The organism is Streptomyces sp. NPDC003943 (assembly GCF_053605265.1).
The window spans coordinates 1-23,057 of record NZ_JBSGIW010000066.1 but is presented as its reverse complement, the minus strand read 5'-3'; the positions used below and the strand labels follow the sequence as shown (position 1 = coordinate 23,057).

Sequence of the window (23,057 nt, the reverse complement as noted above, 5' to 3'; positions counted from 1 at the left end):
TCACAGGCGCTCAACAGCCGCCCTCCTCCTGTCGGCAGGGGCCGTTCTGCGGGCACAGGCTCAGTGATCACCAGTGACGTCCGGCGACTCCCCCGACGGCGCCCCCGCGCCGAGGCCGCCGGACACGCAGGAGAGGTGCCACGCATGACGGACAGAAGGCTCTGGTCGTACAAGGACATCGCCGCGCACATCAGGGTGCAGCCGGACACGGTCCGCTCCTACCGGAAGCACGGGCTGCTCCCGGCGCCCGACCACGTCGAGTCGGGCAAGCCCTACTGGTACGCGGACACCATCCACGCCTGGGTCGCCAGCCGGCCAGGGAACCGCAGGCCCTAGGGTCTGTCCGGCCCCGATCCGCCGGACAGGCCCTAACCGACGGGCTCGGGCGCCCGGTCCCCCTCGGGCCTGGGCGCCTCCGGCATTCCGCCGCCCTCGCCGGCGCCGGCGCCGCTCTCGCTGATGCCGAAGCGGTCGTGGAGGCGGCGCAGCGGCCCGGGGGCCCACCAGGTGAGGCGGCCGGTCAGCTTCATGACGGCCGGGACGAGCAGGCTGCGCACCACCATGGCGTCCATGAGGACGGCGAGGGCGACCCCGAGGCCGAGCATCTTGGTGTTGGTGACCCGGGAGGTGCCGATCGCGACCATCACGACGGCCAGGATGACGGCGGCCGCGGTGATGAGACCGCCGGTGCGGCGCAGTCCGAAGCGGACGGCGTGCTCGTGGTCGCCGGTGGCGTCGTACTCCTCCTTGATGCGGGAGAGCAGGAACACCCCGTAGTCCATGGAGAGTCCGAAGGCCACGCAGAACATCAGGACGGGCAGGGTGGTCTCGATGTTCCCGCTCGGGGTGAAGCCGAGCAGTCCGGAGAGGTGGCCGTCCTGGAAGACCCAGACGACGGCGCCGAACATGGCGGTGAGGCTGAGCGCGTTGAGCACGACCGCCTGGATCGGTATGAGGGCGCTGCCGGTGAGCAGGAAGACCAGGACGAGGGTGACGACGGCGATGATGCCGGCCGCCCAGGGCAGCCGCTCGCCTATCGCGTGCTTGGAGTCGACGAGGACGGCGGCGGCGCCGGTGACGGAGGTGTCGAACGGGGCCTTCTCGGTGCGCAGTTCGCCGACCACCCGCTGGGCCCCGGCGCCGACGCTCTCGCCGTCGGGGACGACCGTGAAGTAGGCGCGGGCCCGCCCGCCGGCCGGGGAGGTCACCGGTCCGTCGACGCGGGCGACCCCGTCGAGCCGGGCGATCCGGTCCCGGTAGTCGGCGTACTGGCCGGGAGTGGCCCGGCCCTCGGCGAGCACGGTGAGGGCGCCGCCGGGGTTGCCGGGGAAGCCGTCGCGGAGCTGGTCCTGGACGACGCGGGACTCGCTGGTGGCCGGGAGCTGGCGGTCGTCGGCGGTGCCGAACGTGACGCCGAGGAAGGGCAGTCCGAGCAGCACGAGCCCGGTGGCGGTGGCGGCGGCGAACCAGGGCGCGCGCCGCATCACGAGGGCCGCCACCCGCCCCCAGCCGGCCCCGTCCCCGGCGCTCTCCGCGCCCCGGGCGGCCTTCCGGCGGAAGAGCCGGCGCAGGTCGAGCGCGTTGACCCGGTCGCCGAGGAGCAGCAGCGCGGCCGGCAGCAGGATCAGGGCGGCCGCGGCGGCCAGCAGGACGACGGCGATGCCGGCGTACGCGAAGGAGCGCAGGAAGTACTGCGGGAAGACCATCATGGCGGCGAGCGAGACGGCGACGGTCAGGGCGGAGAAGAGCACGGTCCGCCCGGCGGTGCGCAGGGTGGTGGCGACGGCCGTCGCCGGCGCGGCTCCGCCGGCGAGTTCCTCGCGGTAGCGCCGGACCACGAACAGGGCGTAGTCGATGGCGAGGCCGAGGCCGAGGGCGGTGGTGAGGTTCAGGGCGAAGACGGAGACGTCGGTGATCTCGGTGAGGCCGCGCAGCACGGCGTTGGTGCCGAGGATGGCGACGACGCCGATGCCGAGCGGCAGCAGGGCGGCGACGGCGCTGCCGAAGACCATGACGAGCAGGACGAGGGTGAGCGGCAGGGCGATCAGCTCGGCCCGCAGCAGGTCCTCCTGGATGAGGGTCTGCATCTCGTGGCGGACGGCGAGCGGGCCGCCGACGGAGACCCGCACGGGTCCGTGGGTGCCGCGGAACTCGGGGGCGATGCGCTCCAGGACCGCGCCGGCGGCCTTCTCGTCGCCGTCGATCCGGGCGGCTACGACGGCCTGGTGCCCGTCCTTGGAGCGCAGGGCCGGGGAGCCGGTCTGCCAGTAGGAGCCGACGCCGGAGACGCCGGGCTCGGCGTCGAGCCGCCCGGCGAGCCGCCGGGCCTCGGCGGCGACGGCCGGGGAGTCGACCCCGGCCCGGCCGGCGTCGAGGAGCAGCAGCACATTGGGCTGGGAGGCGGGGAACTCCCGCTCCAGGGCCTTGAGGGCGTACGTGGACTGGGCGTCCGGGTCCTCCCAGCCGCCGCTGCCCATCCGGTCGGCGACGCCGCTGCCGGCGAACACGGCGAGCGCGGTGATCACGAGCGCGAGGAGGAGCGAGAGGCGCGGCCGGGCCGTGACGAACCTCGTCCAGCCGCCCGGCCCGTCGCCCACCGGCCGGGGCCCACCCTCCGTGAGCAGCGCTTTCTTGACTTCGGCCATGACGCGGTGTCCCCTTCACCGTGACCCCACGCATACCGTGCGGGGTCGTCCAGTGCCCGTCCATTGCCCATAGACTGGCAAACACGAGTGATCACTCGCGTTTTTCAAGAATGCGAGCGACCTCTCGTGTTTGTCAATCGCGTTCAGAGAGCTGGGGACAGCCATGTCCGAGGAGACTCCCGGGACGACCCCCGAGGAAACGAAGCCGCGCCGCCGCCAGGCCCGCGGCGAGCGCCGCATCGCGCAGCTGCTCCAGGCCGCCGCGAACGTCTTCTGCGCGAAGGGCTACACGGCGGCGAGCACCAACGCGATCGCGCGCGAGGCGAGCGTCTCGCCCGGCACGCTCTACCAGTACTTCCCGAACAAGGAGGCGATCGCCCTCGAACTGGGCGACCGCCTGCTCGCCGAGATGCGGGCCGCCCACGGCCAGGCGTTCACTCCCGCGAATCTGGGCCTGCCGCTCCCCCAGCTCGTCGACGCCGTCCTGGACCCGCTGATCGAGTTCAACTGCCAGCACCCGGTCTTCCTCGCGCTCATGCACGGCTCCGAGATCCCGGGCCGGATCGCCGAGGAACACGACGCCCTGCACGCCTCGATGCTGGCCCAGGTCGGCGAGCTGATGGCCCACTACCTGCCCGCGAGCGAGGCCGCCGAGCGCACCCGGATCTCCGACATGATCTTCGCCATCGTGAAGGCGGGACTCGCACTCGTCCTCGCCGCACCCGAGGGCCCGGAGCGGCAGGCGGTGATCACCGAGCTGAAGACGGTCCTGCTGCGCTACCTCGGCCCGCTCCTGACGGACCGGGCACTCACCACGACTCCGAGCCGGTGACCCGCTCCCGCTCCTGCTCCCGCTCCTCCCCGCGCTCGGGCACCAGACCCCCCTCCCCCGCCCGCAGCCGCATCGCGAGCAGCGGGAACGCGAGCACCGACACCATCCCGGCCCCCACCAGCGCCGCCGCCTCGCCCGCCGTCAGCGCCTTGTCGTCGACGCCGATGGTGGTGATGGCGACGACGAGCGGCAGCGCCGTGGAGCCGTAGAGGACGAGCGCGCCCCGGTCGCGCCCGCCGAGGTCGCGCGGCGCCAGGAACCACACCGGCCCGCCCCGCACGACGAGGAACAGCACCAGGAACAGCGGCAGGAGCAGCAGCGTGCGGCCGCCGCCGAGCAGCGAGTCGAGGTCGAACTCGATGCCCGTGACGACGAAGAAGACGGGCACGAGGAAGCCGAAGCCGACGGCCTCCACCTTCTCCAGGATCTGCGGCCCGCTCTCCGGCGCGGCCCCGGTGAGCAGCAGCCGGGTGATGAGCCCGGCGGCGAACGCGCCGAGCAGCACGTCGAGCCCGAGCGCCTGCGAGGCACCCAGCATCAGGGCGAGCAGCAGGAAGACGAAGCGGACGGCGAACTGGGCGCTGGTGTGCAGGGTCCGGGCGATGATCCGGGAGAACCAGGGCGGGCGCGGCCGCAGCGCCCAGTAGACGGCCGCCGCCGTCAGCGCGGCGAAGACGGCGAGCAGCGCGGTGGACTCGGCCGGCTTGCGGCCGCTGAGGAGCAGCGCCATGGCGATGATCGGTCCGAACTCCCCGACCGCGCCGAAGGCCATGACCACCGAGCCGAAGCGCCCGTGCAGGTCGCCGGCGTCGCGCAGCACGGGCAGGACGGTGCCGAGGGCGGTGCTGGTGAGGGCGACCCCGATGAAGACGCCCTTGTCGTAGCCGCCGCCGAGCAGCACGCCGGCGACGAGGCCGAGCGCCAGGGCGGCCAGCCAGGCCCACACCGAGCGGCGCAGGGTGTCGCCGCGGACCTTGCCGAACTCGATCTCGTACCCCGCCAGGAAGATCAGCATGGTGAGGCCGAGCTGGGAGAGCCCGTCGACGAGCGCGTCGGGCTTCGCCCAGCCGAGGACGTCGGGGCCGATGACGATGCCGAGCAGGATCTCGAAGATGACGAGCGGCACGGGGAGCCGGCGGCCGGCCGCGTAGGCGAGCAGCGGTGCCAGGACGGCGACCGTCATGATCAGGATCAGCGTGGTCCCCGAATGCGACATATGGGGTGAATACCATAGGGCCCGACTCGTCCACGGGATCGGCGCGAGGAGGGTCACAGGGCGGGTCAATACCCCCTGGGGGTACAATGGGTGGTAGTACGGCGTACGGACCCGCGACGCGCGGGACCACGCACCCCGAACGCCTCGAAGAGGAGATCCGATGACCGCCGAGACGAAGACCGAACTCACCACCGTCTACGAGGTCAAGGGCATGACCTGCGGCCACTGCGAGGGCGCGGTGTCCAGCGAGATCTCCGAGATCGCCGGTGTCTCCTCGGTCACGGCCGTCGCCGCGACCGGCAAGGTCACCGTCGTCTCCGCCGCCCCGCTCGACGAGGAGGCCGTCCGCGCCGCCGTCGACGAGGCCGGCTACGAGCTCGTGGGCCTCGCCTGACCGCCGGCGGGCACGTTCCCGCAGCACTTCCGCAGGGCCGTACGGTGACTACGTACGGCCCTGCTCCCGTTTGGAACCGCTGATGACCTCCACGATCACCGAGCTGACGATCGGCGGGATGACCTGCGCCTCCTGCGCGGCCCGCGTCGAGAAGAAGCTCAACCGGATGGACGGGGTGACGGCCACCGTCAACTTCGCCACGGAGAAGGCCCGGGTCGAACACCCGGCGGAGGTCCCGGTCGGCGAACTCATCGCCACCGTGGTCAGGACGGGTTACACCGCCGAGGAACCCCCTCCGCCCCAGCCCGAGCCCGAGCCCGAAGCGGCCGCCCCCGAAGAGCAGGACCCCGAACTCGCCTCGCTCCGCGAGCGGCTCACCGTCTCCGCCGTCCTCGCCCTGCCCGTCGTCCTGCTCGCGATGGTCCCCGCCCTCCAGTTCGACAACTGGCAGTGGCTCTCGCTCACCCTCGCCGCGCCCGTCGTCGTCTGGGGCGGCCTGCCCTTCCACCGCGCCACCTGGACGAACCTGAGGCACGGCGCCGCCACCATGGACACCCTCGTCTCGGTCGGCACGCTCGCCGCCTTCGGCTGGTCGCTGTGGGCGCTCTTCCTCGGCGACGCCGGCATGCCCGGCATGCAGCACACCTTCGACCTCACCGTCTCCCGCGACGACGCCTCCTCCACCATCTACCTGGAGGTCGCCGCCGGCGTCGTCACCTTCATCCTGCTCGGCCGCTATCTGGAGGCCCGCGCCAAGCGGAAGGCCGGCGCCGCCCTGCGCGCCCTGATGCGGCTCGGCGCCAAGGACGTGGCCGTCCTGCGCGACGGGGCCGGCGGCAGGGTCACGGAGGTACGGATCCCGGTCGGCGGACTGGCGGTCGGCGACCGCTTCGTCGTACGGCCCGGGGAGAAGATCGCCACCGACGGCACCGTCACCGAGGGCGCCTCCGCCGTCGACGCGTCCATGCTCACCGGCGAGTCCGTGCCCGTCGACGTGCTCCCCGGCGACGCCGTGACCGGCGGCTGCGTCAACACCTCCGGCCGCCTCGTCGTCGAGGCCACCCGGGTCGGCGCCGACACCCAGCTGGCCCGCATGGCCAGGCTCGTCGAGGACGCCCAGAACGGCAAGGCCGAGGTGCAGCGGCTCGCCGACCGGATCTCGGCCGTCTTCGTGCCCGCCGTGATCCTCATCGCGCTCGGCACCCTCGTCACCTGGCTGCTCACCACGAGCGACACCACGGCCGCCTTCACGGCCGCCGTCGCCGTCCTGATCATCGCCTGCCCCTGCGCCCTCGGCCTCGCCACCCCGACCGCCCTCATGGTCGGCACCGGCCGCGGCGCCCAGCTCGGCATCCTGATCAAGGGCCCCGAGGTCCTGGAGTCCACCCGCCGCGTCGACACCGTCGTCCTCGACAAGACCGGCACCGTCACCACCGGCCGGATGGAGCTGACCGGCGTACACGTGTACGGGGGCGCGTACGGCTCCGGCGGCACCGACGAGGCGGAGCTGCTGCGGCTCGCGGGCGCCCTGGAGCACTCCTCCGAGCACCCGGTGGCCCGGGCCATCGCGGCCGGCGCCGCCGCGAAGGTCGGCGAACTGCCCGTACCGAAGACCTTCGAGAACGTGCCCGGCCTCGGGGTGCGCGGCTCGGTCGACGGACATCTGGTGCTCGTCGGACGCGCCGGGCTGCTCACGGCCGAGGGCGTCGACGTGCCCGGGGAGGCCGCTCCCGGCGTCGTGCACGTGGCCTGGGACGGGCGGGCGCGCGGGACCCTGACGGTCGCCGACGCGGTCAAGGAGACCAGCGCCGAGGCGGTGGCCCGGCTGCGCGGCCTCGGGCTGCGGCCGGTGCTGCTCACCGGGGACGCCCGGCCGGTGGCCGAGCGGGTGGCGGCGGAGGTCGGCATCGACGAGGTGATCGCCGAGGTGCTGCCGCAGGACAAGGTGGACGTGGTCAGGCGGCTCCAGGCCGAGGGGCGCACGGTCGCGATGGTCGGCGACGGGGTGAACGACGCCGCGGCCCTGGCCACCGCCGATCTGGGCCTGGCGATGGGCACCGGCACCGACGCGGCCATCGAGGCGAGCGACCTCACGCTGGTGCGCGGGGACCTGCGGGTCGCCGCGGACGCGATCCGGCTGTCCCGGCGGACCCTCGCGACGATCAAGGGAAACCTGGGCTGGGCCTTCGGCTACAACCTGGCCGCGCTGCCGCTGGCGGCGGCCGGACTGCTCAACCCCATGATCGCCGGCGCCGCGATGGCCTTTTCGTCCGTGTTCGTCGTCACGAACAGCCTGCGGCTGCGCCGGTTCTCGTGAATTGACCTACACGTGACTCACAGGACCTTCACAAAGAGATCTAGATCACAGATATTTGGGGGTAACCATCTGGGCCGTTCGCGAGTCTAAGTGGGCGATGCCAAGAACGTCTTGGGGGACGTTCATGGGATGTCTTGGGGGACGTCCCAGGCAAGCGCGGCCGGGGCACGTGCACCGGGGAGCTTTGAGCGGCCCTCCCGTACGCGTACCCCGGCAGACCGCGCCGCACGGCGCCCGGCCCGGATCCCGTGGGGGGAATCCGCACCGGGGATATGGGAAGCGCCCCGTCCGTCGACCCGTGGGGGGATCGACGGCGGGGCGCTTCCGCTTCACGGCGCAGCCGGCCTCACGACCGGGCGGTGGCCTCGGGTCAGCGGGCCTCGACCGGGACGAAGTCGCGCTCGACGACGCCGGTGTAGATCTGGCGCGGGCGGCCGATGCGGGAGCCCGGCTCCTTGATCATCTCGTGCCACTGGGCGATCCAGCCCGGGAGGCGGCCGAGGGCGAAGAGGACCGTGAACATCTCGGTCGGGAAGCCCATCGCGCGGTAGATCAGACCCGTGTAGAAGTCCACGTTCGGGTAGAGGTTGCGCGAGACGAAGTAGTCGTCGGAGAGCGCGTGCTCCTCCAGCTTGAGCGCGATGTCGAGCAGCTCGTCGGACTTGCCGAGGGCCGACAGGACGTCGTGCGCCGCCGCCTTGATGATCTTGGCGCGCGGGTCGAAGGACTTGTACACCCGGTGGCCGAAGCCCATCAGGCGGACGCCGTCCTCCTTGTTCTTCACCTTGCGGATGAAGGAGTCGACGTCGCCGCCGTTGGCCTGGATGCCCTCGAGCATCTCCAGGACGGACTGGTTGGCGCCACCGTGCAGCGGGCCCCACAGGGCCGAGATGCCGGCGGAGATCGAGGCGAACATGTTCGCCTGCGAGGAGCCGACCAGACGGACGGTGGACGTCGAGCAGTTCTGCTCGTGGTCCGCGTGCAGGATCAGCAGCTTGTCGAGCGCCGAGACCACGACCGGGTCCAGGTCGTACTCCTGGGCCGGCACCGAGAAGGTCATGCGCAGGAAGTTCTCGACGTAGCCGAGGTCGTTACGCGGGTAGACGAACGGGTGACCGATCGACTTCTTGTACGCGTACGCCGCGATCGTCGGCAGCTTCGCGAGCAGCCGGATCGTGGAGAGGTGGCGCTGCTTCTCGTCGAACGGGTTGTGGCTGTCCTGGTAGAAGGTGGACAGCGCGGAGACCACGGAGGACAGCATCGCCATCGGGTGGGCGTCCCGCGGGAAGCCGCGGAAGAAGTTCTTGACGTCCTCGTGGACCAGCGTGTGCTGGGTGATCTCGTTCTGGAACGTGGTGAGCTCGTCCGCCTTCGGAAGCTCACCGTTGATCAGCAGGTACGCCACCTCCAGGAAGGTGGACTGCTCGGCCAGCTGCTCGATGGGGTAGCCGCGGTACCGCAGGATGCCCTGCTCACCATCGAGGTAGGTGATGGCGGATTTATAGGCGGCGGTGTTGCCGTATCCGCTGTCCAGGGTGACCAGCCCGGTCTGGGCTCGGAGCTTCCCGATGTCGAAGCCCTGGTCGCCGACGGTGCTCTCGACCACCGGGTAGGTGTATTCACCGTCCGCGTACCGCAGTACTACAGAGTTGTCGCTCACGTCATCCCTCACCGACGTAGTGCCTCTTCTTCGAGGTGCCCTGACTGTCTCTACCATCCCCCATTTGGCTCAGGAGAGTGCACTCGGGGTCGACCATTGGGCCATTTGGCGGCACTCAGTGCCGCCAACCTGCTCATCCTGCCCCCTTCGCCCCGGTTCCGGTAGTCCTCCGTGATCTTTCACACCAGAGTGGCCCCTGTGAGCCGATGGGCCAGTGAGGTAAAGCGGCGCCCGGCCGAAACCGTGCGTACCGCCTGGGCGATCGCGCGGCGTGAGCCGACGAGGACCACGAGCTTCCGGGCGCGGGTGACGGCCGTGTAGAGCAGGTTGCGCTGGAGCATCGTCCAGGCGCTGGTGGTGACCGGAATCACCACGGCCGGGTACTCGCTGCCCTGCGAGCGGTGGATGGTCACAGCGTAGGCATGGGCCAGCTCGTCCAGCTCGTCGAAGTCGTACGGCACCTCCTCGTCCTCCTCCGTGCGGACGACGAGCCGCTGCTCGACGGCGTCGAGGGAGGTGACGACGCCCACGGTGCCGTTGAAGACGCCGTTGGCGCCCTTCTCGTAGTTGTTGCGGATCTGGGTGACCTTGTCGCCGACCCGGAAGACCCGGCCGCCGAAACGCTTCTCGGGCAGGTCCGGGCGGGCCGGGGTGATCGCCTGCTGGAGCAGCCCGTTGAGCGAGCCGGCGCCTGCGGGGCCCCGGTGCATGGGGGCGAGGACCTGGATGTCGCGGCGCGGGTCGAGGCCGAATTTGGCGGGAATCCGGCGGGCGGCGACCTCCACGGCCACCCGGGCGGCGTCCTCGGTCTCCTCCTCGGCGAAGAGGAAGAAGTCCGGCAGGCCGGTGGTGACGGGCGGGACGCCCGCGTTGATCCGGTGCGCGTTGGTGACCACCCCGGACTGCTGCGCCTGCCGGAAGATCCGGGTCAGCCGGACCGCCGGGACCGGGCTGCCCGGGGCGAGCAGATCGCCGAGCACCTCGCCGGCGCCGACCGACGGCAGCTGGTCCACGTCCCCCACCAGGAGCAGATGGGCACCCGGTGCCACCGCCTTGACCAGCTTGTTCGCGAGCAGCAGGTCCAGCATCGAGGCCTCGTCGACCACGACCAGATCGGCGTCGAGCGGCCGGTCCCGGTCATAGGCCGCGTCGCCGCCCGGCTTCAGCTCCAGGAGCCGGTGCACGGTCGACGCCTCCGCCCCGGTGAGCTCCGCGAGCCGCTTCGCCGCCCGGCCGGTGGGCGCGGCGAGCACCACCTTGGCCCGCTTGGCGCGGGCCAGCTCCACGATCGACCGCACCGTGAACGACTTGCCGCAGCCCGGTCCGCCGGTCAGCACGGCGACCTTACGGGTCAGGGCGAGCCGCACCGCCTCCTCCTGCTCGGGCGCCAGCGAGGCGCCCGTACGGTCCGCGAGCCAGGCGAGCGCCTTGTCCCAGGCCACGTCCCGGAAGCCGGGCATCCGGTCCTCGTCGGTGGTGAGCAGACGGCGGACCTGGCCGGCGAGGGACAGCTCGGCCCGGTGGAACGGGATCAGGTACACGGCCGTGATCGGCAGCCCCTCCGGTCCCGGCACCTTCTCCCGCACGACCCCCTCGGGATCCTCGGCGAGGTCCCCCAGGCAGTCGATGACCAGGCCCGTGTCCACCTGGAGCAGCTTCACGGCGTCCGAGATCAGCCGCTCCTCCGGCAGGAAGCAGTGCCCCTGGTCCGACGACTGCGACAGCGCGTACTGCAGCCCGGCCCGCACCCGGTCCGGGCTGTCGTGCGGGATGCCGACGGCCTGGGCGATCCGGTCCGCGGTGAGGAAGCCGATGCCCCAGACGTCGGCGGCGAGCCGATAGGGCTGGTTCTTCACGACGGAGATGGAGGAGTCCCCGTACTTCTTGTAGATCCGCACGGCGATGGAGGTCGACACGCCGACCCCCTGGAGGAAGACCATCACCTCCTTGATCGCCTTCTGCTCCTCCCAGGCCGCGCCGATCAGCTTCGTCCGCTTGGGCCCGAGGCCGGGCACCTCGATGAGCCGCTTCGGCTCGGTCTCGATGACGTCGAGGGTGTCCGTGCCGAAGTGGTCCACGATCCGCTCGGCGATCCGGGGCCCGATGCCCTTGATCAGGCCCGAGCCCAGATAGCGGCGTATGCCCTGGACGGTGGCCGGCAGCACGGTCGTGTAGTTCTCCACGGTGAACTGCCGCCCGTACTGCGGATGCGAGCCCCAGCGCCCCTCCATGCGCAGGGACTCCCCCGGCTGGGCACCGAGCAGCGACCCGACGACGGTGAGCAGCTCGCCGGCGCCACGGCCGGTGTCGACGCGGGCGACCGTGTACCCGTTCTCCTCGTTGGCGTAGGTGATCCGCTCCAGGACCCCTTCGACCACTGCGGGATTGGACATGAGGCGACGGTAGCGAAGGGGTCGGACAGCGGGGGCGGGGGCTGTGGAAAACCGGGGAGGGAGGGGCGGCCCCGCCCCCGCCCCCAGGCGCTCAGGCCCCCAAGCCCCCATGCCCCCAAGCCCGCTCACACTCCCAGGAACGCCTCCACCGTCTCCTCCAGTACCTCCACCCCGTCCCGCGCCCACAGCCCGTCGTTGAAGAGCTCGACCTCCACCGGGCCCGTGTAGCCCGCCTTCTCCACCAGCTCGCACCACGCGGCCAGGTCGATCGCTCCCGACCCGAGTTGCCCCCGGCCGTTCAGCACGCCCGCCGGCAACGGTGTGACCCAGTCGGCCAGTTGGAAGGAGTGGATACGGCCTGCGGCGCCTGCGCGGGACACCGCGGCCGGGGCGCGGTCGTCCCACCAGAGGTGGTAGGTGTCGACGACGACGCCCACCTCGTCGGCGGGGAAGCGCTCGGCGATGGCCAGGGCCTGGTCCAGGGTGGAGACCGCGCAGCGGTCGGCGGCGAACATGGGGTGGAGGGGCTCGATGGCGAGGCGGATGCCGCGCTCGGCCGCGTACGGGGCGAGGGTGGCGATCGCGTCGGCGATGCGGGCGCGGGCGGCGGACAGGTCGCGGGCGCCAGGGAGGTCGCGGGCGTCCGGGCCGCGGGCCGGGAGGCCGCCGGAGACGAGGACGAGGGTGTCGGTGCCGAGGGCGACGGCCTCGTCGATCGCCGCGATGTTCTCCGCCTCCCACCCCTCGCTCGTGAAGAAGCCGCCGCGGCAGAGGGTGGTGACGCTCAGCCCGGCGTCCCGGACGAGCGCGGCGGCGGCGTCGAGCCCGTACTCCCGCACGGGCTCGCGCCACAGGCCGACACCCGGGATGCCGAGCCGGACGCACTGGGCGACCAGGTCGGGCAGCGGGAGCTGGCGGACGGTCATCTGGTTGATGCTGAAGCGGTCGAGGTTCACCGGGGCACTCCGTACACCGTGAGCAGGGAACGCATCCGGGCCGCCGCAAGCGCCGGGTCCGGGAACAGGCCCAGCCCGTCGGCGAGTTCGTACGCGCGGGCGAGGTGCGGGAGGGAGCGGGCGGAGTGGAGGCCGCCGACCATCGCGAAGTGGTCCTGGTGGCCGGCGAGCCAGGCGAGGAGGACCACGCCGGTCTTGTAGTAGCGGGTCGGGGCCTCGAAGAGGTGCCGGGAGAGCTCGACGGTCGGGTCGAGGAGCGCGCGGAAGCCGGCCCTGTCGCCCGTGTCGAGGACCCGCACCGCCTCCGCCGCCAGCGGGCCCAGCGGATCGAAGATGCCGAGCAGCGCGTGGCTGAAACCGCGGGCGTCCCCTTCGATCAGCTCGGGGTAGTGGAAGTCGTCGCCCGTGTAGCAGCGGACGCCGTCGGGCAGCCTGCGCCGCAGCGCGATCTCCCGCCCCGCGTCCAGCAGCGACACCTTGATGCCGTCGACCTTGTCCGGGTGGGCCGCGATCACGTCCAGGAAGACGTCCGTCGCCACGTCGAGGTCCGGCGAACCCCAGTAGCCCTCCAGGGCCGGGTCGAACATCGGGCCCAGCCAGTGCAGGATCACCGGCTCGGCCGCCTGGCGCAGCAGCTGCCCGTACACCTCCAGGTAGTCCTCGGGGCCGGTCGCCGTCGCCGCGAGGGCGCGCGAGGCCATGAGGATCGCCTGGGCGCCCGACTCCTCGACGACGGCGAGCTGCTCCTCGTAGGCCCGCCGGATCGTCGGCAGGTCGGCGGGAGACGTCAGCTGGTCGGTGCCGACCCCGCACGCGATCCGGCCGCCCACCGCCTTCGCCTCGGCGGCCGAGCGGCGGATCAGCTCGGCGGCACCCGCCCAGTCCAGGCCCATCCCGCGCTGCGCGGTGTCCATCGCCTCGGCGACGCCGAGCCCGTGCGACCACAGGTGGCGGCGGAAGGCGAGGGTGGCGTCCCAGTCGACGGCGGCGGGACCGTCGGGGGTGGTGTCGGCGTACGGGTCGGCGACGACGTGCGCGGCGGAGAAGACGGTACGGGAGGTCAGGGGGCCGGTCGCGGCGAGGGCGAGGGGCTCGGCGCGCGGCTCGTACGCCCGTAGCTCGCCGCCGACTTGGGGCAGCCGGATGACGGTGGGGCTCAGGCGTAGGGGGCTGACGGGTCCGGGGGCCACGGGTCCGGGGGGCACGCGTTCTGGCCTCATGGGTCCGGTGCCTACGGATTCGGTGCTTACGGATTCGGTGCTTACGGATTCGGGGCTTACAGGTTCAGGGCTCACGGGTACGCGGTTCGCCCGCACGGGGTCGGGGCTCACAGCGTCACCTCCGGGACCTCGAACCGGCGGCCCTCGGCCGCCGACCGGAGCCCGAGTTCGGCGAGCTGCACTCCGCGCGCGCCCGCGAGCAGGTCCCAGTGGTACGGCTCGCCGAGGACGACATGGCGCAGGAACAGCTCCCACTGCGCCTTGAAGCCGTTGTCGAACTCGTCGTTGTCGGGCACCTCCTGCCACTGGTCCCGGAAGGACGGGCCCGCGCCGAGCGGCAGGTCCGGGTTCCAGACCGGCTTCGGCGTGGCGGAACGGTGCTGGACGCGGCAGCCGCGCAGGCCGGCGACGGCGGAGCCGTGGGTGCCGTCGACCTGGAACTCGACGAGTTCGTCGCGGTGGACCCGTACCGCCCAGGAGGAGTTGATCTGCGCGACGGCTCCGCCCGCCAGCTGGAAGATGCCGTAGGCGGCGTCGTCGGCCGTGGCCTCGTAGGGCTTGCCCTGCTCGTCCCAGCGGCGCGGGATGTGGGTGGCGACTGTGGCGGTGACGGAGGTGACCCGGCCGAAGAGCTCGTGGAGCACGTACTCCCAGTGCGGGAACATGTCGACGACGATGCCGCCGCCGTCCTCGGCGCGGTAGTTCCAGCTGGGGCGCTGGGCCTGCTGCCAGTCGCCCTCGAAGACCCAGTAGCCGAACTCCCCGCGCACGGACAGGATCTCGCCGAAGAAGCCGCCGTCGACGAGCCGCTTGAGCTTGCGCAGGCCCGGCAGGAACAGCTTGTCCTGGACGACGCCGTGGCGGATGCCCTTCGCCTCGGCCAGGCGGGCGAGTTCGAGGGCGCCGGCCAGGTCGCCGGCCGTCGGCTTCTCGGTGTAGACGTGCTTGCCGGCGGCGATGGCCCTGGTGAGGGCGTCGACGCGGGCGGAGGTGACCTGGGCGTCGAAGTAGATGTCGATGGTGTCGTCGGCGAGGACGGCGTCGAGGTCGGTGGACCACTCGGTCAGGCCGTGCCGCTCGGCGAGGGCGCGCAGGGCGTGCTCGCGGCGGCCGACGAGGACCGGCTCGGGCCACAGGGTCTCGCCGTGGCCGAGGTCGAGGCCGCCCTGCTCGCGCAGGGCGAGGATCGAGCGGACGAGGTGCTGGCGGTAGCCCATGCGTCCGGTGACGCCGTTCATGGCGATGCGGACTGTCCTGCGGGTCACGGCGGTGTTCCTCTCGTACGAAGAAGCCGGGGAGCCAGGGAAGGCAAGGAAGACACGTAAGGCAGGGAAGGCAGCGGAGACAGGGAAGGCGAAGGCCAGGAAAGATAGAAAGCGCTTTCTGTCGGGCGTGACGCTAGCCTGCCGACATCACCGTCGACAAGGCCCCCGGAGGTACGTACGCGATGACCGTCACCCTGGCGGACGTGGCCGCCCGCGCACGGGTCTCCCCCGCGACCGTCTCCCGCGTCCTGAACGGCAACTACCCGGTCGCCGCCGCCACCCGCGAGCGGGTGATGCACGCGGTCGACGAGCTGGACTACGTCCCGAACGGCCCCGCGAGCTCGCTCGCCGCCGCCACCTCCGACCTCGTCGGCATCCTGGTCAACGACATCGCCGACCCGTTCTTCGGGATCATGGCGGGCGCGGCGCAGAGCGCGATGGGCGCCGGCGGCCCGGGACCGGCCGGGGGCGAGAAGCTCGCGGTCGTCTGCAACACCGGCGGCTCCCCCGAGCGCGAACTCACCTACCTCACCCTGCTCCAGCGCCAGCGCGCCGCCGCCGTCATCCTCACCGGCGGCTCCCTGGAGGAGGACGAGCACCAGGCGGCGGTCACGGCCAAGCTGGCGCGGCTCGCCGAGGCCGGGACCCGGGTGGTGCTGTGCGGCCGGCCGCCCGTACCCGACGTCGCCGCCGCCACGCTCGCCTTCGACAACCGCACCGGGGCGCGCCTGCTCACCGAGCACCTGCTCGCCCTCGGCCACCGGCGGATCGGTTACGTGGCGGGGCCGGCCGACCGCACCACCACCCGGCACCGCCTGGAGGGCCACCGGGCGGCCCTCGCCGCGGCCGGGGTGCCCGAGGGACCGACGGTCCACGGCCCGTACGACCGCGCCTCCGGCCACACCGCGACCGTCGAACTCCTCAGCCGCGCCCCGGACCTGACCGCCGTCGTCGCCGCCAACGACACCGTCGCCCTCGGCGTCTGCGCGGCGCTGCGCGAACAGGGCCTGAGCATCCCCGGGGACGTCTCGGTGGCGGGCTTCGACGACCTGCCGTTCTCGGTGGACGTGGTGCCCGCGCTGACGACCGTACGGCTGGCGCTGCACGAGGCGGGGGCGCGCGCCGGGCGGCTCGCGCTCGGCGCGGAGGCGGCACCGGCGGGCGGTACGGCGGTGGTTCCGGCGGAGCTGGTGGTACGGGGGTCGACGGCGCCGCCGCGCGGGTGACGCGGGCGCCAGGCGAGTGATCAGCCGGTTGCCCTGCGCGACTGGCAGACCGGGCGGCGCGCCCGAAGGCTTCCTCTCGAAAGCCCCGAATCAAGGGCCCCCGAACCGAGAGGTGACCATGGGAGGAAGCCCCCTGCCGCCGGGCAGATCCGGATCAGTCCGCAAGCGGCTCGCGGCCGTCTGCGCGGCGGCGCTGCTGGCGATCGGTCTCGCCCCGGCGGCCGGGGCGCAGGCCGCACGGACACCGGTCGGACGCGCCGCCGACCGGCAGACCGCCGAGCCCGGCGCCGCCGTCGCCTGGGGCGCCAACACCGCCGGTGAGCTCGGCGACGGCGCCACGACACAGCTGTCCACCACGCCGGTCGGGGTGTGCGGCGGCTCGCCGTGCCCGAAGCCCTTCGACCAGGTGGTCGCCGCCGACGGCGACGGCGAGCACAACGTGGCGCTGCGGTCCGACGGAAGCGTCTGGACCTGGGGAAGCAACATCTACGGCGAGCTGGGTGACGGCACCACGACCGGAAGCACCACGCCCGTGCCGGTGTGCGCCGTAGGACAGACCGCGCCCTGCACCAGCTTCCTGACCGGGGTCTCCGCCGTCGCCGCGGGCTTCCACTACACCCTGGCCCTCCGCACGAACGGCACGGTCGTCGCGTGGGGCGCGAACGGCGTCGGCCAGCTGGGCAACGGGACCAACACCAGCAGCAGCGTGCCCGTCGTCGTCAGCGACATCCTCAACGTGGCCTCGATCGCCGCCGGCGACAGCAGCAGCCTGGCGGCGATGACCGACGGCACCGTCCGCAGCTGGGGCCTGAACAGCCACGGCCAGCTCGGGGACGGCACCAACGTCAACAGGAACGTCCCCGTGTACGTCTGCGCCTCCGGCGCGACCTCGCCCTGCGGCAGCGTCCTGAGCGGCGTGACCGCCCTCGCCGGGGGCGGCACGCACAGTCTGGCGCGGCGCACCGACAGCACCGTCGTCGCCTGGGGCGCGAACTCCGCCGGCCAACTGGGCAACGGCAGCAACACCGACAGCAGCACACCGGTCCAGGTCAGCGGGCTCACCGGGGTGACGTCCGTCGGTGCCGGCTACGCCCACAGCCTGGCGGCGAAGAGTGACGGAACCGTCCGCAGCTGGGGAGCCAACGACCGTGGCCAGCTCGGCGACGGCACCGACGTCGACAAGAACGCCCCCGCACAGGTCTGCGCGCCCGGCAAGACCGCCCCTTGCACCGCCTTCCTGACCGGAATCGCGACCGTGTCGGGCGGCTTCGGACACAGCGTGGCGCTGCGCACCGACGGCACCGTACGCAGCTGGGGAGCCAACGGCCTCGGCCAGCTCGGCGACGGCACCACGGCCTCCAGCACGGTACCCGTCCGGGTCTGCGCCGCCGGCGAGACCGCGCCCTGTGCCCGCCTCCTCGACGGTGTGGGCTTCCTCAACGCGGGCGACTTCCACACGGTCGCCACCACCCACCCCAGCGCCGACGTCGCCATCTCCCTCAGGGCCACGCCCAACCCCGTCGCCCCGAACGGCAACCTCACCTACACCGTCACGGTCAGGAACAACGGCCCCTCGGCCGCCGAGAACGTCGTCTTCGACGACACCCTCCCCGCCGAAGGCGAGTTCGTCAGCGCGAGCCCGAGCCAGGGCAGCTGCGTCGTCCCGCCGACCGGCTCGACGGACACGGTGACCTGCAAGCTCGGCGTCCTCGCCGCGAACACCAGCCGGGCCACCACGATCGTCGTCACCGTCCGGGCCGCCGCCGGCACCACGGTCACCGACAGGGCGAAGGTCACCAGCACCACCGCCGACCCGAACCCGGTCAACAACTCCGTGACCGTCCGCACACGGGTGGGCTGACGCCCCGGGCCACGGAGGCCGGCAGCGGTCAGTAGTAGCTGCGCATGATCTCCGTGGCCCAGGCCGGCTGTTCGGTCGGGCCCTGGGGGCCGAACTCGGCGAGGTACGGCTTGAGGTCGAGCACCGGGGTGCCGTCGACGGCGTCGAGGCCCTGGACGTGGACGTCGAGGCCGTCGACGCGGAGGAGGCGGCAGCGGGAGACGCCGAGGCGATTGGGGCGGTTCTTGCCGCGCTGGGCGAAGATGCCGACCAGCGGCCAGTCGGTGTTGCCGCGCGGGTGGCGGGCGCCGGTCTCGATCTTCTCCTCCGGCACCCGGTCGAAGTGGTAGACGACCTCAAGGTGCGAGAAGGCGTCGAGCCCGGCGAGGGCCTCCGGGCCGAAGCTCTCGGCGTTGAGCCGGATGACGGCGGTGACCCCGCCCCACTCGTCGTCGCGCACGTCGGCGCGGCCGCCGACGACCCGGGCGACCGGCCGGGACACGATCCCGTCGTTCCGCTGCTCCCGCATGTGCTCCCTCTCGTCGATCCGGGCTTCCCGGTTCAGGCCAGACCCGTCGCGGCCAGGACCGCGTCCACGGTCTCCTCGACCGTCTGCTCCGCGTTGTCGATCCAGACGCCTTCCCCGGACAGCTCGTCGCGCATCGCCTCGTCGAGGAAGGCCCAGTTGGTCGTGAGGCGCTTGTGGCGGGCGTTGTTGCGCTCCCACGCCTTGTCCGGGCCGGGCGCCAGGAAGACCACGTGGAGCGGTCCGGCCTTCATCTGCGACCGGTACCAGTCGAGATGGGAACGGCGGACCACGACGTCGTCCACGACCGGCACGAAGCCGGCCGCGACGAAACTGCCCGCCAGGAGGCAGGCGTTGCGGGCCCGCAGGAAGATCTGGCGGTCCGCCTCCGGGTCGCCGTCCGGGCTCGGCCAGTGGCCGCCCCGGACGATCAGCTCCTGGAGCCGGTCGACCTCGATGTGCGCGGAGCGCTCGAACCGGGCCGCGAGGGCCGCCGCGACGGTGGACTTGCCGCTGCCGGGGATGCCGGCCAACAGGACGGTTCCGGGGGCTGGTTCGGGGCTGTCGACGGCGATGTTCGCGAAGGTCTCGAAGGTCTCGGGGTTCTCGGAGGTCATGCACGCTCGTTCACTGCGAGGCGGACGGGTTCGGACCGCACCGTACCGGCTGCGCCCTGCTCCCGCCTCCGGAAATTGACCGACGTCAGCGCCACTCCCCCGACCAGCAGCGCCGCCGCGCACCACCGCAGCGGGCTCACCGGCTCGCCGAGGAACAGCGCGGCCGAGGACATGCCGAAGACGGGGACCAGGAGGGAGAACGGGGCGACGGACGAGGCCGGGTGGCGGCGCAGCAGCCAGCCCCAGGCGCCGAAGCCGAAGACGGTGGTGATCCAGGCGACGTAGACGATGACGCCGGCGCCGGTCCAGTCGAGGCCGCGCAGGGCGTCGAGGTCCCGCCGCGGGCCTTCGAGGAGCAGGGAGAGGCCGAGCAGCGGCAGTACGGGGACGGTGCTGACCCAGACCATGAAGTTGAGCGGGTCGGGCGGGGCGGCCTTGCGGGTGAGGACGTTGGAGACGCCCCAGCAGACGGCGGCGGCGATGACGAGCGCGAAGCCGGTCATGGAGCCCGATCCGCCCTCGTCGACGGCGGCGACGGCGATGCCGGCGAGGGCGACGCCCATGCCGAGCAGCTTGGTCCGGCCGGGGCGCTCGCCGAGGGCGAGGAAGGCGAAGAGGGCGGTGAAGACCGCCTGGACCTGGAGGACCAGGGAGGAGAGGCCGGCCGGGGCGCCCAGGCTCATGCCGGTGAAGAGCAGGCCGAACTTGGCGACGCCCAGCGCCAGGCCCACCCCCACGATCCACTTCCACGCCACCTTCGGGCGGCCGACGAAGAAGACGGCGGGCAGGGCGGCGACGAGGAAGCGGAGGGCGGAGAAGAGCAGCGGCGGGAAGTGGTCGAGGCCGATCGAGATGACGACGAAGTTGACTCCCCAGACGGCGGCGACCAGGGCGGCGAGGGCGATGTGAGCGGGGCGCATGTGGATGAGGATCGCCCGCCGGGACTGTGTAGCACCAGCACGGATTCCTTCATGGTTGGATGAAGCACCGCTACAGAAAGGGGCTGGGAACGTGCTCGATCTCGGACGTCTGCGGGCGCTGCACGCCGTCGCCGTGCACGGTACGGTCGGCGCCGCCGCCACCGCCCTCGGCTACACCCCGTCCGCCGTCTCGCAGCAGATCGCCAAGCTGGAGCGGGAGACCCGCACGACCCTGCTGGAACGCGAGGGCCGGGGCGTCCGGCTCACCGACGAGGCCCGTCAACTCGCCGACACCGCACAGCGGTTGCTGGCCCTCGTGGAGGAGGCGGAGGTGCGCCTGGAGGAGCGGCGCGGGCTGCCGGCCGGGCGGCTGCGGATCGGCTGTTTCGCGAGCGGGGCGCGCGGTCTGATGCCCCGGGTGCTCGCGGACCTGGCCCGCCGCCACCCGTCGCTGGACGCGCGCCTGACGGAGGTCGACCCGCATCTGTCGGTGGACCTGGTGGCGCAGGGCGTGCTCGACCTGGCCGTGGCGCACGACTGGGACATCGCGCCGCTGCCCGTACCGCCGGGAGTGGAGCAGGCGGTGATCGGCGACGACCTGTGCGACATCCTCGTGCCGCTCGGCCATCCGCTGGCGGAGCGGGCCGCGGTGCGCCGGGAGGAGCTGACGCGGGAGCGGTGGATCACGCAGCCGCCGGGGACGGTGTGCCACGACTGGCTGATGCGCACGCTGCGGGCGACGGGTGACGAGCCGCTGATCGCCCATCAGGCCGAGGAGAACCACACCCAGGTCGCGCTGGTCGCGGCCGGCCTCGGCATCGCGCTCGTGCCGCGGCTCGGGCGCGGGACGCTGCCGGCCGAGGTGGTGCCGCTGCGGCTCGAACCGATCCCGACGCGGCGGCTGCGGGCGCTGTGGCGGACGGGCGCGGCGCGCCGGCCGGCGATCACGGAGACCGTGCGCACGCTCCAGGAGCTGTGGCCCGAGGTCGCGTCGACCGGGTGACGGCGGGCCCGGGGGCCGCGATTCTTGCGCCGATCCTTGACCTGGCAGTTACTTTCCGGCTATCGGTGGCACCTTGGAAGTTTCCTTCAAGGAAGGAGCACCAGTGCACCACCGCGCACCGACCCCCTCCAGACGCACCGTCCTCACGGTGACGGCGGCGGCCGCGGCCGCCGCCGTCACCGGTGTGACCGTGCCGGTCGCCCACGCCGACGAGGTCAAGGTCGCCGACGTCCTCTCCCGCATGTCGCTGGAGGAGAAGGTCGGCCAGCTCTTCGTCATGCGGGTCTACGGCCACTCCGCGACCGCCCCCGACCAGGCCGACATCGACGCCAACCTCAAGGACATCGGCGTCCGCACCGCCGCCGAGCTGATCGAGCGCTACCACGTCGGCGGCATCATCTACTTCGCCTGGGCGCACAACACCCGCGACCCGCACCAGATCGCCGCGCTCTCCAACGGCATCCAGCAGGCCGGTCTCGCGCAGCCCACCCCGATTCCGCTGCTGATCTCCGTCGACCAGGAGCACGGCGTCGTCGCCCGGGTCGGCAAGCCCGCCACGCTGATGCCGGGCGCGATGGCGCTCGGCGCGGGCCGCTCGCTGTCCGACGCCCGCAAGGCGGGGCAGATCGCGGGCGCGGAGCTCGGCGCCATCGGCATCCGGCAGGACTACGCCCCGGTCGCCGACGTCAACGTCAACCCGGCCAACCCGGTCATCGGCGTCCGCTCCTTCGGCGCCGACCCGACGGCGGTGGCCGCCCTGGTGTCCGCCCAGGTCAAGGGCTATCAGCAGGCCGGGATCGCGGCGACCGCCAAGCACTTCCCGGGGCACGGCGACACGGCCGTCGACAGCCACACCGGCCTGCCGGTCATCAACCACACCCGCGAGCAGTGGTCCGAGCTCGACGCGCCGCCGTTCCGCGCGGCGATCGCCGCCGGCATCGACGCGATCATGACGGCGCACATCGTGGTGCCGGCGCTCGACCCGAACGGCGATCCGGCGACGCTCTCCCGGCCGATCCTCACCGGGATCCTGCGCGAGGAGCTCGGCTACGACGGGGTCGTGGTCACGGACTCGCTGAGCATGGAGGGCGTGCGGACGAAGTACGGCGACGAGCGGGTGCCCGTCCTCGCGCTCAAGGCGGGCGTGGACCAGCTGCTCAACCCGCCGGACCTGGCCGTGGCCTGGAACGCGGTGCTCGCCGCCGTGAAGAACGGCGAGCTGACCGAGGCCCGGCTCGACGAATCGATCCTGCGGATCCTGCGGCTCAAGGCGAAGCTGGGCCTGTTCCGGGAACCGTTCGTCACCGACGCCGGAGTCGACCGCGTGGTCGGCACCGCCGCCCACCTCGCGCACGCCGACCGGATCGCCGGGGCCACCACCACCCTGCTCGTCAACGAGGGCGGCTTCCTGCCGGTCAGCCGGCTCAGCCACCCCAGGGTGCTCGTCGTCGGCGCCGACCCGGCCTCGCCGTCCGGCACCACCGGCCCGCCGACGACCACGATCGTCGGCGCGCTCACCGAACTGGGCTTCTCCGCCACGGCGTTGTCCACCGGGAGCGCCCCGACCGCCGCGAGGATCGAGGAGGCGGTGACGGCCGCCGCCGGTCAGGACCTGGTCGTCGTCGGCACGTACAACGTCTCCGCGACCAGCACCCAGCGCACCCTCGTGGCCCGGCTCGTCGCGACCGGGGTGCCCGTGGTGACGATCGCCCTCCGCAACCCGTACGACGTGGCCCGGACGACGGGCCAGCGGGCCGCGCTCGCCGGCTACTCCTGGACCGACGTCGAACTGCGCGCGGCCGTACGGGTGCTGGCCGGCCAGGACGTGCCGCGCGGGCGGCTGCCCGTGCCCGTGCAGAGCGCGGACGACCCGACGCGGGTGCTCTACCCGGTGGGGTACGGACTCTCGTACGCCTGACCCGGAGCCGGCCCCCCGCCCCGCCCGGCCGGGGCCGGCGCCGGCCGGCCGGGCCAAACGGGGCCCGCCCAACAAGCGGGGCGCGGGCCCGGCGACCCCCGGGTGGGGA

The 23,057-nt window shown here is 72.7% G+C and carries 18 protein-coding genes; 8 read left to right on the top strand and 10 right to left on the bottom strand.

From position 1 onward, the window contains the following. The first annotated feature begins 144 nt into the window (after positions 1 to 144). Positions 145 to 336: a helix-turn-helix transcriptional regulator gene (locus ACWEV0_RS24890; protein WP_453151654.1), complete on the top strand. Its 192-nt coding sequence runs from the start codon at positions 145 to 147 to the stop codon at positions 334 to 336. Between the two features lie 32 nt (positions 337 to 368). On the opposite strand, the gene ACWEV0_RS24885 is transcribed toward ACWEV0_RS24890, so the two are convergent. Further along, positions 369 to 2,645 carry an MMPL family transporter gene (locus ACWEV0_RS24885; RefSeq protein WP_453151653.1) on the bottom strand — a complete coding sequence of 759 codons (2,277 nt, stop codon included), beginning with the start codon at positions 2,643 to 2,645 and terminating at the stop codon, positions 369 to 371. A 163-nt stretch (positions 2,646 to 2,808) separates the two neighbouring features. Between ACWEV0_RS24885 and ACWEV0_RS24880 the strand changes: the two genes are divergently transcribed. Continuing rightward, a complete protein-coding gene (locus ACWEV0_RS24880; protein WP_453151651.1) occupies positions 2,809 to 3,477 on the top strand; it encodes a TetR/AcrR family transcriptional regulator in 669 nt (222 codons plus the stop codon). Here ACWEV0_RS24880 and ACWEV0_RS24875 read toward each other — a convergent pair. Next, positions 3,455 to 4,693 carry a cation:proton antiporter gene (locus tag ACWEV0_RS24875; protein ID WP_453151649.1) on the bottom strand — a complete coding sequence of 413 codons (1,239 nt, stop codon included), beginning with the start codon at positions 4,691 to 4,693 and terminating at the stop codon, positions 3,455 to 3,457. The two genes, ACWEV0_RS24880 and ACWEV0_RS24875, sit on opposite strands and share 23 nt — an antisense overlap. A gap of 160 nt (positions 4,694 to 4,853) precedes the next feature. Between ACWEV0_RS24875 and ACWEV0_RS24870 the strand changes: the two genes are divergently transcribed. Then, positions 4,854 to 5,087 (top strand): heavy-metal-associated domain-containing protein, encoded by a 234-nt coding sequence (locus ACWEV0_RS24870; protein ID WP_453151647.1) that lies wholly within the window; start codon positions 4,854 to 4,856, stop codon positions 5,085 to 5,087. Between the two features lie 82 nt (positions 5,088 to 5,169). Continuing rightward, complete coding sequence (locus ACWEV0_RS24865; protein ID WP_453151646.1) at positions 5,170 to 7,404, top strand: heavy metal translocating P-type ATPase; 2,235 nt, start codon at positions 5,170 to 5,172, stop codon at positions 7,402 to 7,404. A gap of 370 nt (positions 7,405 to 7,774) precedes the next feature. Here the strand turns inward: ACWEV0_RS24865 and ACWEV0_RS24860 are convergent, their stop codons facing one another. The 5 genes from ACWEV0_RS24860 to ACWEV0_RS24840 form a co-directional block, all read right to left on the bottom strand. After that, positions 7,775 to 9,064: a citrate synthase gene (locus ACWEV0_RS24860; protein WP_453151645.1), complete on the bottom strand. Its 1,290-nt coding sequence runs from the start codon at positions 9,062 to 9,064 to the stop codon at positions 7,775 to 7,777. Between the two features lie 179 nt (positions 9,065 to 9,243). Beyond that, on the bottom strand, positions 9,244 to 11,457 hold the full coding sequence (gene recD2 / locus ACWEV0_RS24855; RefSeq protein WP_453151644.1) for an SF1B family DNA helicase RecD2: 2,214 nt from the start codon (positions 11,455 to 11,457) through the stop codon (positions 9,244 to 9,246). Between the two features lie 125 nt (positions 11,458 to 11,582). After that, entirely contained in the window at positions 11,583 to 12,383 is an 801-nt protein-coding gene (locus ACWEV0_RS24850) for a sugar phosphate isomerase/epimerase family protein (protein ID WP_453151672.1), read from the bottom strand. A 26-nt stretch (positions 12,384 to 12,409) separates the two neighbouring features. After that, positions 12,410 to 13,558, bottom strand: a complete 1,149-nt coding sequence (locus ACWEV0_RS24845) for a dihydrodipicolinate synthase family protein (protein WP_453151671.1) — start codon at positions 13,556 to 13,558, stop codon at positions 12,410 to 12,412. 182 nt (positions 13,559 to 13,740) lie between these two features. Beyond that, positions 13,741 to 14,898 (bottom strand): Gfo/Idh/MocA family protein, encoded by a 1,158-nt coding sequence (locus ACWEV0_RS24840; protein WP_453151643.1) that lies wholly within the window; start codon positions 14,896 to 14,898, stop codon positions 13,741 to 13,743. Between the two features lie 182 nt (positions 14,899 to 15,080). Between ACWEV0_RS24840 and ACWEV0_RS24835 the strand changes: the two genes are divergently transcribed. Together ACWEV0_RS24835 and ACWEV0_RS24830 are read left to right on the top strand one after the other, a co-directional pair. Further along, positions 15,081 to 16,124 carry a LacI family DNA-binding transcriptional regulator gene (locus ACWEV0_RS24835; RefSeq protein ID WP_453151642.1) on the top strand — a complete coding sequence of 348 codons (1,044 nt, stop codon included), beginning with the start codon at positions 15,081 to 15,083 and terminating at the stop codon, positions 16,122 to 16,124. 118 nt (positions 16,125 to 16,242) lie between these two features. Next, on the top strand, positions 16,243 to 17,985 hold the full coding sequence (locus ACWEV0_RS24830; protein ID WP_453151640.1) for an RCC1 domain-containing protein: 1,743 nt from the start codon (positions 16,243 to 16,245) through the stop codon (positions 17,983 to 17,985). Positions 17,986 to 18,013: 28 nt separating this feature from the next. Here ACWEV0_RS24830 and ACWEV0_RS24825 read toward each other — a convergent pair whose 3' ends face one another. From ACWEV0_RS24825 to ACWEV0_RS24815, 3 genes are read right to left on the bottom strand one after another with little or no spacing between them, the layout of a single operon-like run. Continuing rightward, on the bottom strand, positions 18,014 to 18,493 hold the full coding sequence (locus tag ACWEV0_RS24825) for an SAM-dependent methyltransferase (protein WP_453151638.1): 480 nt from the start codon (positions 18,491 to 18,493) through the stop codon (positions 18,014 to 18,016). Positions 18,494 to 18,525: 32 nt separating this feature from the next. Continuing rightward, the gene (locus ACWEV0_RS24820) at positions 18,526 to 19,107 is read right to left on the bottom strand and encodes an AAA family ATPase (RefSeq protein ID WP_453151637.1); all 582 of its coding nucleotides are present in this window, start codon (positions 19,105 to 19,107) and stop codon (positions 18,526 to 18,528) included. Beyond that, the gene (locus tag ACWEV0_RS24815; protein ID WP_453151635.1) at positions 19,104 to 20,027 is read right to left on the bottom strand and encodes an EamA family transporter; all 924 of its coding nucleotides are present in this window, start codon (positions 20,025 to 20,027) and stop codon (positions 19,104 to 19,106) included. Before ACWEV0_RS24815 ends, ACWEV0_RS24820 begins: the two co-directional genes overlap by 4 nt. A gap of 91 nt (positions 20,028 to 20,118) precedes the next feature. Between ACWEV0_RS24815 and ACWEV0_RS24810 the strand changes: the two genes are divergently transcribed. Both ACWEV0_RS24810 and ACWEV0_RS24805 read left to right on the top strand, forming a co-directional pair. Continuing rightward, positions 20,119 to 21,030: a LysR family transcriptional regulator gene (locus ACWEV0_RS24810; RefSeq protein WP_453151634.1), complete on the top strand. Its 912-nt coding sequence runs from the start codon at positions 20,119 to 20,121 to the stop codon at positions 21,028 to 21,030. A 103-nt stretch (positions 21,031 to 21,133) separates the two neighbouring features. Continuing rightward, positions 21,134 to 22,948, top strand: coding sequence for a glycoside hydrolase family 3 protein (locus ACWEV0_RS24805; RefSeq protein ID WP_453151633.1), 1,815 nt, complete (start codon positions 21,134 to 21,136; stop codon positions 22,946 to 22,948). Positions 22,949 to 23,057: the final 109 nt, after the last annotated feature.